Here is a 10,037-nt window from a genome sequence, read left to right as displayed (position 1 = left end):
GTCAAGCAGAGTCACAAGGAATTTATTCCTCATCCCGTGCGCCTCAGCCCTGTTATTTGCCTCGACCGGTGCGAAAGCCTATATGCCGGGATCAAAGGACAAAGCATGGCCCGCATCTACAAAACCCGCACCTGGCATGGCGAACTTGCGCCCTCGATGGAGGAGCTGGAGTTCCTCGCGCTGGAGGCCTACGCCCATTTGCCGGAGGACTTTCGCAAGCTGACCGGCGAGATCGTCATCCAGATCGCCGAGTTCCCGACCGACGAAATCATGGACGACCTGTCGCTGGAAACGCCGTTCGACCTGCTCGGCCTGTTCGAGGGACGCGGCATCGCCGAGCGCTGGAACCCGCAGACCGGCGAAGGCCCGAACCGCATCACGCTCTACCGCCGCGCCATGCTCGACTACTGGGCCGAAAACGAGGAAACGCTGGGCGACATCGTCACCCATGTGCTGATCCACGAGATCGGCCACCATTTCGGCCTGTCGGATGATGATATGGAGCGGATCGAGGAAGCGGCTGAATAAGCTCGAAGAGAGGAAGCCCCTACCAATCACTAAGCTTGGTGTCCGGCCCGTATTCCTGGCCGTCGACGTCCTTCACCACGGCCTGGCCGCACCGCATGGTCTTGGCTTTCTTGTCATAGGCATAGGTCGGCGAGCCGAACAGGTGCCAGCCCTTGTTCAGCGCCGCCGTCACCTTGTGGCAGAAGCTGGCGTCGTCCGGGCCGGTCAGAAAGCGGTAGAGTTTCATTTTCTCAAGTCCTGTCGTGAATGAACTTGGCCGCGATCATGCGCCGATGGCGGCGGCCTTCGCCAGCAGTTTTTCGGCCTGCGCCAGGTGCAGCCGCTCGACCATTCTGCCATTCAGCGCGATCACGCCCTTGCCGCTGTTTTCGGCAAGGGCAAACGCATCCTTCACCAGGCGCGCCTCGGTCAGCGCCGCCGGCGACGGCGCGAAGGCGCGGTTCGCCGCGTCGATCTGGGCCGGATGGATGAGGGTCTTGCCGTCGAAGCCCATGGCCGCCGCTTCCGCGCACTCGCGGGCAAAGGCGTCGAGGTCGCGAAAATCGTTGGCTACGCCGTCGAGCATGTCGAGACCACCGGCGCGAGCGGCCAGCACCATCTGCATCAGCCACGGCACGAGGTAGCGCCGGTCCGGCGTCGCCAGCACGCCGGTGTCCTTGGCAAGGTCATTCGTTCCGGCAACGAAACAATTCAGCCGTGAGGCGGGATCGCGGCCAAGCTCGGCGATCGCGCCGATGTTGAGCATGGCCTTGGGCGTCTCGATCATCGCCCACAGCTTCACGCTGTCGGGGGCAAAATTGTCATCGAGCACGTCGCCGACCTCAAGGATATCGCGCGGTGTCGCGACCTTGGACAACAGGATGCCGTCGGGCTCGAATTTTGCCGCGGCCAGCAGGTCGTCGGCGCCCCATTCGCTGGCCAGCGCATTGACCCGCACCACCATCTCGCAGCGGCGGCCAAGGGCGACCGGGCGATTGTCGAAAATGCCAGCCAGCCTTTCGCGGGCGGCGATTTTGTCGGCCGGGGCGACGGCATCCTCGAGGTCGATGATGACGGCATCACAAGCGAGCTGCGCGATCTTGGCCAATGCCTTGTCGCTGGAGGCCGGGACATAGAGCACCGAGCGGCGCGGGCGGTAGGGTTCGGTTGTCATGCTCGATCTATGCCGTCTGTGGATGGTCGAGGCAAGCGTCCGACCGGCACCTGACACGAGCCAATCGTCGAAGTTGGCACAGGCCCTGCACGAAAACTGCACACGCCTGCGGAAAAGCTCCTCGGATCCGCCCTGCCGTCTCCCTGCCGGCCTGCGAGACAGGCGGCATGCAAAAGCGAGCAAAACCCCGTTGGTCCCTGCCCTACCGGCTGCGCAGCGAAGGCTGGTGGCTGGTCGATCCGCCGCGCGCGAATCCCGCGCCGATCCTCATTCCCTTTGTCCGCAAGAGCTTGCCGGCCATGCGGTCGGTCGCGATCAGGAAGGTCCGTTCATGACATCGTTCTTCACAGCGGCACCAAACTATTGCAGCCGCTTCGGCGTTGCCGTGCTGCTGGTCGTGCTGGCGGATTTTCTGTTTTATGGCCAGCCCGCCGGCATCACGGTTTTCCTGTTCGCCCTCCTGATCGCCGCGGCGATCGTGGCCGTGCATCCCGCTGCCTTCAGCGACGGCAGGGTCTGGCTCAAGGCCTCCGCCTTGCTTGTCGCGTTGCTGCCGCTCGCTGAAAATGTCAGCGCCCTGTCGGCCGCGATCGCGCTTGCGGCCCTGGTCGTGTTCGCGCTTTCGCTGAGCGGCCGCTTGCGATACCGCATCGCCCGCATGGCCGGCCAGATCGCACTGTTCTTGCTGGCGGCACCGTTCCGGTTCGCCAATGATTTCATCCGCTGGCGCAAGACCGCGCGCCGGTTCGGCGGGCGCCGCATCCGGCTGGCGGCGATCGCGGTCTGGGTAATGCCGCTGACGCTGGGCGCTGTCTTCCTGGCGCTGTTCGGCGCCGCCAATCCGGTCATCGACTACTGGCTGTCGCTGATCGACCTGGTGAAGCTGCTCGATCTCATCCAACTGACGCGGATTGCCTTCTGGCTGTTCGTGCTCGCCGGCGTCTGGGCTTTTCTGCGGCCACGCCTGCCGCGATTCCGGCAGCGCATCCCTCGGCCGAACCATCCCCCCGCCGATGCCCAACCGGCGGCCGTCCCGGACAGGCATGTCGTTGAGGACATCGTGTTCGGCAAGGCAGCCATCCTGCGCGCGCTTGTCGTCTTCAACATCCTGTTCGCGCTGCAGACCGGGCTCGACGCCACCTATCTGTGGGGCGGGGCCGCGCTTCCCGACGGGCTGAGCTATGCCGCCTATGCCCATCGCGGCGCCTATCCCTTGATCGTCACGGCGCTGCTTGCTGCCGGTTTTGTCCTTGCGGCGCTCAGGCCCGGAAGCGAAACCTCGGCGGATCCGCTCATCCGCCGGCTGGTCTATGCCTGGGTCGGGCAGAACATCGTGCTTGTCATCTCGTCGATCCTGCGGCTCGACCTCTATGTCGGCATCTACGCGCTGACCTACTGGCGCATCGCCGCCTTCGTCTGGATGGGGCTGGTGGCGGCGGGCCTTGCGCTGATCATCGCCCGCATCGCGCTTGGAAAATCCAATGAATGGCTCCTGTCCGCCAATCTTCTGACGTTATCGGCGGTGCTTTATGCCTGCTGCTTCATCAACTTCGCCGCCACGATCGCCAACTACAATGTCGACCATTCCCTTGAAATGACCGGCCAGGGCATTTCCCTCGACGCCTGGTATCTGCGCTCGCTCGGGCCGGGCGCGTTTCCGGCGCTCGATCGCTTCTTCGATCATCAGGACAAGACAGCCGCCGCGGGCGCTATGCGTGAGCTTGAAGGATTGCGGGCCAGCGACGAAGACTGGTACCGCGCCGTCCAGCTGAACTGGCGCGCCTGGAGCTTTCGCGACTGGCGGCTGCTTCGATATCTCGACAGCAAGGGGTCGGTCGTGCTTCCTCAGCCTTCGCAACCCTCCTTGCCGGGCCGCTGACCGATGCCGCACCACATTCTCGTCGCTGACGATGACCCGCATATCCGCGAGGTGATCTGCTTTGCGCTGGAGAAGGCCGGCATGAAGACGCTCGGCGTGGCCGACGGCGCCGCCGCCTTGCAGGAGATCGAGCGCCGGGCTCCCGATCTCATCGTGCTCGACATCGGCATGCCGGAGATGGACGGGCTGGAGGTCTGCCGGCAGCTGCGACAGCGGTCCGATGTGCCGGTGCTGTTCCTGTCGGCGCGCGACGAGGAGATCGACCGCATTCTCGGGCTGGAAATGGGCGGCGACGACTATGTGACGAAGCCGTTCAGTCCGCGCGAGCTCGTCGCCCGTGTCAACGTCATCCTGCGGCGTGCCCGCCCGGCGGCGCCCGAACCGGCCGACGACAGGCAGTTTTCGCATGGCAAGCTCACTCTGGCGCCGGCCAGCCACGCGGCCGCCTTCAACGGTGAGCCGCTTGCCCTGACGGGGATCGAGTTCTCGATCCTGAGAGGATTTCTGGCGCGGCCCACGCATGTGCTCGACCGCGATGCGGTGATGGCCAATGCCTATGCCGGCAAGGTCCATGTCGCCGACCGCACCGTCGACAGCCATATCCGCAACATCCGCGCCAAGCTGGCGGCGGTGGGTTGCCAGGAGGTCATCGAGACCGTGCACGGCGTCGGCTTCCGGCTCGGCCGATGCGGCTGACGAGCAAATGGATCGGCCGCAAATGGCGGCCACGGCTCGCCACGGTCGTCGTCGCCATCCTGATCCTGGTGATGGCGCTGCCGCTGGTCGGCCTGTTCTTCTTCCGCCTCTACGAGAACCAGCTGATCCGCCAGACCGAGGCGGAGCTGATCGCGCAAGGGGCGGCCATCGCCGCCATCTATGCGCAAGAGGTGCGTGACGCCGGCATTGCGCCGGACAAGCTTGGCGCGCCGATCCCGCAGCCGGACGGAAGTGCAAGCCGAGGCGTCAACCCCGACGGACCCTACCGGCCGATCGAGCCCCGCCTCGATCTCGCCTCCGACACCGTGCTGCCGACCCGGCCGGCGGCGACACCAGCCACCGCCGATCCCGCCTTCGCCGCGATCGGTGCGCGCCTGTCCGGCGTTCTCGACGCCACGCAGAAAACCACGCTGGCCGGCTTCCGGCTGCTTGACGCCAGGGGCATCGTCATCGCCGGGCGCGAGGAGGTCGGGCAGTCGCTGGCCGAGGTCCAGGAGGTGCGTGAAGCACTTGCCGGCCGCTATGCCAGCGCGCTCCGGCTGCGCATCCCCGACCAGCCGGCGCCGCCGCTCTATTCGGTCAGCCGCGGCACCAGGGTGCGTGTCTTCGTCGCCATGCCGGTAGCCGTCGAGGGCAAGGTGGCCGGCGTGGTTTACGTGTCGCGGACGCCCAACAACATCGTCAAACATCTCTATGGCGAGCGCGGCAAGGTGACCTTGGCGGCGATTGCCATTCTCGGCGGCACGCTGCTCATCGGCCTCGTCTTCCTGCGCACCGTCAGCCGGCCGATCTATGCGCTGATCGATCGCACCCAGCGTATCGCCGCCGGCGAGCGCGACGCGATCCGGCCGCTCGACCATCACGGCACCCACGAGATGGCCGAGCTTTCCGCCGCCTTCCTCGACATGGCAGAAAAGCTGCAGGCGCGCTCGGACTCGATCCAGACCTTCGCCACCCATGTCTCGCACGAGCTCAAATCGCCGCTGACGGCGATCCAGGGCGCGGCGGAACTGCTGCGCGATTCCGGCAGCGCGATGGACGATGCCGAGCGGCGGCGCTTCTCAGACAATATCGTCACCGATGCCGGGCGGCTCAATCTGCTGGTGCGCCGGCTCCTCGATCTGGCGAAAGCCGAAAACCTCGCACCCAGCGGCGAAAGCACCTCGATCGATGCCGCGCTGGCGCTGCTGCCCGTCGACAGCAGGCTGGCGGTTCGCGTCGAGGCCGGCGGCGATCTGGCCCTGCGCATATCGGGCGAGAACGGAGCAATCGTGCTTGCCAATCTCATCGACAATTCCGCCAGGCACGGCGCGACGCTGGTTTCGATCACGGCGGCAAGTGCCGGCGGCAAGGCAACGGTGCTGGTCGGCGACGACGGCGCCGGCATTTCGCCGAGCAACCGGGCGCGCATCTTCGAGCCGTTCTTCACCACGCGGCGCGATACTGGCGGCACTGGCATGGGCCTCGGCATCGTGCTGGCCCTCCTGAAAGCGCATGATGGCTCGATCGGGCTGGTTGACTCCGAACGCGGCACGCGCTTCGAGATCATTCTGCCGGCGGCGTAGAGAGGCCGGCGGCCGGATCGGAGAAAAAATGCGCTACGACATCATCATCATCGGCGGAGCCATCGTTGGGTCCTCCATTGCCTACTACCTGCGCGAGGAAGGGTTTTCCGGCTCGATCGCGCTGATCGAGCGCGATCCGCAATTCGCGCATGCGGCGACGACACTGTCCCTGGCCTCGATCCGCCAGCAATTCTCGATCCCGGAAAACATCCGGCTGTCGCAATTCACGCTGAAACTGTTCCGGCGGCTGAAGGAAGAATTCGGCGCGGACGCCGATATCGGATTTCGCGAGGGCGGCTACCTCATCCTCGCCGGGGAGAACGGCCTGCCGATCCTCAAGGCCAATCACGAGGCGCAGATGGCCGAGGGCGCCGACATCGTGCTCGAGGACGCCGAGCAGCTGGCGCAGCGCTTCGCGTGGCTGTCGACCGAAGGTATTTCCGCCGGCGCCTATGGCCGGACCGGCGAAGGCTGGTTCGACGCGCATGCCATGCTGATGCTGTTCCGCAAGGCGCTGCGTGACAAGAAGATCGATTTCATCAGCGCTTCGGTCACCGCTGTTGCGCGCGACGGCAACCGCGTCACCGGCGTCTCCCTCGACAATGGCCAGACGCTTGCTGCCGGCATCGTCGTCAACGCCGCCGGGCCGAACGCCGGCAAGGTCGCGGCGTTTGCCGGGCTGGCGCTGCCGGTCGAGCCGCGCAAGCGCAACGTCTTCGTCTTCGAGGCGCGCGAGAAATATGCCGACATGCCGCTGCTGGTCGATCCCTCCGGCATTTATGTGCGTCCGGAAGGTTCGGTCTACCTCACCGGCGGCGCCGAGCCGGAAGAGGGCGATGGCCCGGCCAATCCCGGCGATTTCGAGGTCGACTGGCCGCTGTTCGAAGAGGTGATCTGGCCGGTGCTGGCGACCCGCATCCCGGCCTTCGAGGCGATCAAGCCGACCCGCGCCTGGGCCGGGCATTACGACTACAACACGCTGGATCAGAACGCCGTGATCGGCCCGCATCCCGAGGTCGGCAATTTCCTCTTCGCCAACGGCTTTTCCGGCCACGGCCTGCAGCAGGCGCCGGCGGTGGGCAAGGCGCTTGCGGAGTTCCTGGTGCATGGCGGATATCGGACGATCGATTGCTCGGCGTTTGGCTACCAACGCGTGGCCGAAGGAAGGGCGTTCCGGGAACTGAATGTGATTTGAGCGAGGCGGGCATGGATTCTAGGGTCTGGCCGCGTCGCTTCGCTCCTTGCTCCGTCCTAGAATGACGAAGTTTGGGGTATCACCGCATCAACCCTGAGAGCGTTGCCGAGAGCATGTCCGGCAGCCGTATTGTCGAAAATCCCCCAGACTTCCGCCCCCGATGCGACCGTTGCTTGCACCTGCCGGCTGATGCGGTCGAGGCCTTCGGCATCGTAGTCCGAATAGTAGACGCGCGGCATGCCGTGCCAGCGGAAATAGGCGAGGCCGGCCCAACCGCCCGGCACCGCCGCGGCCGGGACCGGAGCCGGGTCGGCGGCAACACGCGCGATCCGCCTGCCGGCCAGAAGCGCTTCCGCCTTTGCTTCAAACCAGCTGGGGTGGCGCGGCTCGCATGCCAGCCTGGCTCGACTGCGCCTTCCCAGCATATCGAAGAAACCGTCGGCGACGTCCGGCTCGAAGGCCAAGCTCGGCGGCAGCTGCACCAGAAGGACGCTCAGTTTTTCATCGAGACCGTCAACCTGCTGAAGAAAGGCATCGGCAAAAGCCTCGCAGCCCACGAGGCGATTTTCATGTGTCATCGCTTTCGGCGTCTTGACGGCAAAGCGGAAATGCTCTGGCGCGGAGCCTGCCCAGCGTTCATAGGTCTCGCGGCGATGCGGCTTGTAGAAGGATGTGTCGATCTCGACGATCGGAAAGTGCCGGGCATAGCGTTCGAGATGCGACCCGGATTGCGGGAAGTCTTCCTTGTATCGCGTCGGAATGCCCCAGCCAGCCGTACCTATGAAACATCCCTGCTTTTCCATGCATGGGATGTGGACCAGATGAGGTGCGGGTCAAGGCGGGGCGACCCGCCGTCTAAGCCGCCGCCAGTCTTCCAGCCTCGACATAGGCCTGCAGCCAGGCCAGCACCCGGCCCCAGCCCTCGGCATGTTCGACCGCCGCTTCGCTCAGCCCGGCGAAACCGCCATGACAGATGGTGAGGCGCGTGCCCCTGGCGATCGGCTGCAGCAGCCAGGCAACGGTAGTTTGCCGTCGGCCAAGCGTGGGATGATCCCATGCGTAAGCTCGCGTCTGCACGATCCGGCGCGGCGCCTCGATCTCGACGAATTCACCGCTGGCCGGCAGGTCCCTGCCGTCGGCGCCACGCGCGGTGGCCGTCCAGCGGCCGCCGACGCGAAGGTCAGCCGACCAATCAATCATCCGGTAGGTATCGGCGGATCCCCACCATCGCTCGACTTCTCTCGTGACCAGCGCCGTGAAGATGCGTTCCGGCGGCGCCGCGATCTCGGCGGATGCCATGATCGTCTCGCCATTGGTCATGCTCTGTATCCTGGGAACATGCATCATGGATGCCTCCAAAGATATTTGGTTCGGTATCGAAACGATCCTTTTATCCCTTCGATGGCGGGCGCTCAAAACCCTTGCCGGTCTCGAGCAGGCTCTTGAGGCTGGCCAGTACCAGCGGCCAACCCCTGGCGACGTTACCGATCAGTTTGTGCGGCCCGTCGGCTTCATGGGTCACGGCAAGCTTCATCAGCTCGCCATCCTGCTCGATGGCGAAGGTGCAGCGCGTGTAGCCGTCTTCCCTGACCTCGGGCATCCATTCATTGCGCCATTTGATGACCAGGCGCCGCGGCGGGTCGATCTCGAGGATCTCGCCGCTGTCGGCGACACGTCCGTCAGGCAGGATCAGCTTCCAGCTGGAGCCCACTTTCCACTCGCTCTCCTGATAGGAGCAGAGGAAGAACTGCCGGTTGAACTCCGGGTCGGTCAGGGCCTCCCAGAGCTTTTCGGCCGTGGTGCGGATGTAAGTCACGTAAACGAAACTGTTGCTCATCAGTCTTTCCTTTCGAGGCGTCTTTTCAAGTCGCTGAGGGCGGTCAGTTGCCCCCGCTCGAATTTGCCAATCCAGCGCTCGGCGATCTCGTTGATCGGAACCGGGTTGAGGTAATGCTCCTTCTCGCGCCCCTTGCGGATGGTGGTGACGAGGTTTGCTTCTTCCAGGATCGCCAGATGCTTGGTCACCGCCTGGCGCGTCATGTCCATCTCCGCGCACAGCGCGTTCAGCGTCTGGCCGTTCCTGGCGTGGAGGCTGTCCAGCAATTGCCGGCGTGTCGGGTCGGCCAGCGCGCGAAAGACTGCATCCATGCTCATGGCCTTAATATGCAACCATTTGGTTGCATGTCAAGCGGCAAGATCTCGCCCCGTTGGCAACCGGATGCGGCCACGGCGGAAAAATATCAGCCCTTGCAAAACCGCAGCCACTTCCGGGCGCCATGCATCACCCCTTGCGCGGGCGTGCACGAACAGTTGGCTTTTATTTGCCCGCGGCTTTGTGTAAACGGAGCTTCAGCAAATCCCCCGCAACGAAAACACGGGCCAAAGCCATGGAAAAATTCACCAAGCTCACCGGCGTCGCCGCTCCGATGCCGATCGTCAATGTCGACACCGACATGATCATCCCGAAGGATTATCTGAAGACGATCAAGCGCACCGGGCTCGGCACCGGCCTGTTCGCCGAGATGCGTTACAAGGATGACGGTTCGGAAAACCCGGATTTCGTGCTCAACAAGCCGGCCTACCGCAAGGCGCAGATCCTGGTCGCCGGCGACAATTTCGGCTGCGGTTCGAGCCGCGAGCACGCGCCGTGGGCGCTGCTCGATTTCGGCATACGCTGCGTCATCTCGACCTCGTTCGCCGACATCTTCTACAACAACTGCTTCAAGAACGGCGTGCTGCCGATCACCGTCAGCCCCGAGGATCTCGAGAAGCTGATGGATGACGCCTCGCGCGGCTCCAACGCAACCCTGTCGATCGACCTCGAAGCCAAGGAAATCCGCGGCCCCGATGGCGGCGTCGTCACCTTCGACCTCGACGACTTCAAGCGGCACTGCATGCTCAACGGCCTCGACGATATCGGCCTGACCATGGAGAAGGCCGGCGCCATCGCCTCGTTCGAGAAGAGGAACGCCGAGCAGCGCCCCTGGGCCTGAACGGCAC

At 64.7% G+C, this 10,037-nt stretch carries 13 protein-coding genes; 7 read left to right on the top strand and 6 right to left on the bottom strand.

Annotated features, from left to right (window positions below):
* Nucleotides 1-105: 105 nt before the first annotated feature.
* Entirely contained in the window at nt 106-528 is a 423-nt protein-coding gene (locus tag AC1VON_RS03990) for a metallopeptidase family protein (protein ID WP_027055474.1), read from the top strand.
* 19 nt (nt 529-547) lie between these two features.
* Here the strand turns inward: AC1VON_RS03990 and AC1VON_RS03985 are convergent, their stop codons facing one another.
* Together AC1VON_RS03985 and AC1VON_RS03980 are read right to left on the bottom strand one after the other, a co-directional pair.
* The gene (locus AC1VON_RS03985; protein WP_027047555.1) at nt 548-754 is read right to left on the bottom strand and encodes a DUF1737 domain-containing protein; all 207 of its coding nucleotides are present in this window, start codon (nt 752-754) and stop codon (nt 548-550) included.
* Between the two features lie 36 nt (nt 755-790).
* Complete coding sequence (locus tag AC1VON_RS03980; protein ID WP_483120482.1) at nt 791-1,681, bottom strand: HpcH/HpaI aldolase/citrate lyase family protein; 891 nt, start codon at nt 1,679-1,681, stop codon at nt 791-793.
* Nucleotides 1,682-1,848: 167 nt separating this feature from the next.
* Between AC1VON_RS03980 and AC1VON_RS03975 the strand changes: the two genes are divergently transcribed.
* The 5 genes from AC1VON_RS03975 to AC1VON_RS03955 are packed head-to-tail and all read left to right on the top strand — an operon-like array spanning nt 1,849 to nt 7,037.
* A complete protein-coding gene (locus AC1VON_RS03975) occupies nt 1,849-2,016 on the top strand; it encodes a hypothetical protein (protein ID WP_483120480.1) in 168 nt (55 codons plus the stop codon).
* Nucleotides 2,013-3,560, top strand: coding sequence for a DUF4153 domain-containing protein (locus tag AC1VON_RS03970; RefSeq protein WP_483120478.1), 1,548 nt, complete (start codon nt 2,013-2,015; stop codon nt 3,558-3,560). The genes AC1VON_RS03975 and AC1VON_RS03970 overlap by 4 nt, the downstream gene beginning before the upstream one ends.
* A gap of 3 nt (nt 3,561-3,563) precedes the next feature.
* Nucleotides 3,564-4,256, top strand: coding sequence for a response regulator (locus AC1VON_RS03965; RefSeq protein WP_483120477.1), 693 nt, complete (start codon nt 3,564-3,566; stop codon nt 4,254-4,256).
* Nucleotides 4,247-5,842 (top strand): ATP-binding protein, encoded by a 1,596-nt coding sequence (locus AC1VON_RS03960; protein ID WP_483120475.1) that lies wholly within the window; start codon nt 4,247-4,249, stop codon nt 5,840-5,842. The genes AC1VON_RS03965 and AC1VON_RS03960 overlap by 10 nt, the downstream gene beginning before the upstream one ends.
* Nucleotides 5,843-5,870: 28 nt before the next feature.
* A complete protein-coding gene (locus AC1VON_RS03955; protein WP_483120473.1) occupies nt 5,871-7,037 on the top strand; it encodes an NAD(P)/FAD-dependent oxidoreductase in 1,167 nt (388 codons plus the stop codon).
* A gap of 56 nt (nt 7,038-7,093) precedes the next feature.
* Here the strand turns inward: AC1VON_RS03955 and AC1VON_RS03950 are convergent, their stop codons facing one another.
* Genes AC1VON_RS03950 through AC1VON_RS03935 form a run of 4 tightly spaced genes read right to left on the bottom strand, consistent with a single transcriptional unit; the run spans nt 7,094 to nt 9,185 of the window.
* Nucleotides 7,094-7,840 (bottom strand): DUF72 domain-containing protein, encoded by a 747-nt coding sequence (locus tag AC1VON_RS03950; RefSeq protein ID WP_483120471.1) that lies wholly within the window; start codon nt 7,838-7,840, stop codon nt 7,094-7,096.
* Between the two features lie 52 nt (nt 7,841-7,892).
* Nucleotides 7,893-8,384 carry an SRPBCC family protein gene (locus tag AC1VON_RS03945; RefSeq protein ID WP_483120469.1) on the bottom strand — a complete coding sequence of 164 codons (492 nt, stop codon included), beginning with the start codon at nt 8,382-8,384 and terminating at the stop codon, nt 7,893-7,895.
* Nucleotides 8,385-8,427: 43 nt separating this feature from the next.
* Nucleotides 8,428-8,874, bottom strand: a complete 447-nt coding sequence (locus AC1VON_RS03940; protein WP_172347843.1) for an SRPBCC family protein — start codon at nt 8,872-8,874, stop codon at nt 8,428-8,430.
* Nucleotides 8,874-9,185: an ArsR/SmtB family transcription factor gene (locus AC1VON_RS03935; protein WP_056576380.1), complete on the bottom strand. Its 312-nt coding sequence runs from the start codon at nt 9,183-9,185 to the stop codon at nt 8,874-8,876. Before AC1VON_RS03935 ends, AC1VON_RS03940 begins: the two co-directional genes overlap by 1 nt.
* Before the next feature lie 239 nt (nt 9,186-9,424).
* Between AC1VON_RS03935 and leuD the strand changes: the two genes are divergently transcribed.
* Nucleotides 9,425-10,030 carry a 3-isopropylmalate dehydratase small subunit gene (gene leuD, locus AC1VON_RS03930; RefSeq protein ID WP_056574414.1) on the top strand — a complete coding sequence of 202 codons (606 nt, stop codon included), beginning with the start codon at nt 9,425-9,427 and terminating at the stop codon, nt 10,028-10,030.
* Nucleotides 10,031-10,037: the final 7 nt, after the last annotated feature.

This window comes from Mesorhizobium sp. HAY1-8B (genome assembly GCF_056868045.1).
This window is presented reverse-complemented; position numbering and strand designations above follow the sequence as displayed.

Excerpts from the sequence above, each read along its gene's own strand:
- AC1VON_RS03935 (WP_056576380.1), bottom strand. The coding sequence starts at position 9,185 with ATGGATGCAGTCTTTCGCGCGCTGGCCGACCCGACACGCCGGCAATTG.
- AC1VON_RS03975 (WP_483120480.1), top strand. The coding sequence starts at position 1,849 with ATGCAAAAGCGAGCAAAACCCCGTTGGTCCCTGCCCTACCGGCTGCGC.
- AC1VON_RS03970 (WP_483120478.1), top strand. The coding sequence starts at position 2,013 with ATGACATCGTTCTTCACAGCGGCACCAAACTATTGCAGCCGCTTCGGC.
- AC1VON_RS03990 (WP_027055474.1), top strand. The coding sequence starts at position 106 with ATGGCCCGCATCTACAAAACCCGCACCTGGCATGGCGAACTTGCGCCC.
- AC1VON_RS03980 (WP_483120482.1), bottom strand. The coding sequence starts at position 1,681 with ATGACAACCGAACCCTACCGCCCGCGCCGCTCGGTGCTCTATGTCCCG.
- AC1VON_RS03945 (WP_483120469.1), bottom strand. The coding sequence starts at position 8,384 with ATGATGCATGTTCCCAGGATACAGAGCATGACCAATGGCGAGACGATC.
- AC1VON_RS03965 (WP_483120477.1), top strand. The coding sequence starts at position 3,564 with ATGCCGCACCACATTCTCGTCGCTGACGATGACCCGCATATCCGCGAG.
- AC1VON_RS03955 (WP_483120473.1), top strand. The coding sequence starts at position 5,871 with ATGCGCTACGACATCATCATCATCGGCGGAGCCATCGTTGGGTCCTCC.
- AC1VON_RS03950 (WP_483120471.1), bottom strand. The coding sequence starts at position 7,840 with ATGGAAAAGCAGGGATGTTTCATAGGTACGGCTGGCTGGGGCATTCCG.
- AC1VON_RS03960 (WP_483120475.1), top strand. The coding sequence starts at position 4,247 with ATGCGGCTGACGAGCAAATGGATCGGCCGCAAATGGCGGCCACGGCTC.
- AC1VON_RS03940 (WP_172347843.1), bottom strand. The coding sequence starts at position 8,874 with ATGAGCAACAGTTTCGTTTACGTGACTTACATCCGCACCACGGCCGAA.
- leuD (WP_056574414.1), top strand. The coding sequence starts at position 9,425 with ATGGAAAAATTCACCAAGCTCACCGGCGTCGCCGCTCCGATGCCGATC.
- AC1VON_RS03985 (WP_027047555.1), bottom strand. The coding sequence starts at position 754 with ATGAAACTCTACCGCTTTCTGACCGGCCCGGACGACGCCAGCTTCTGC.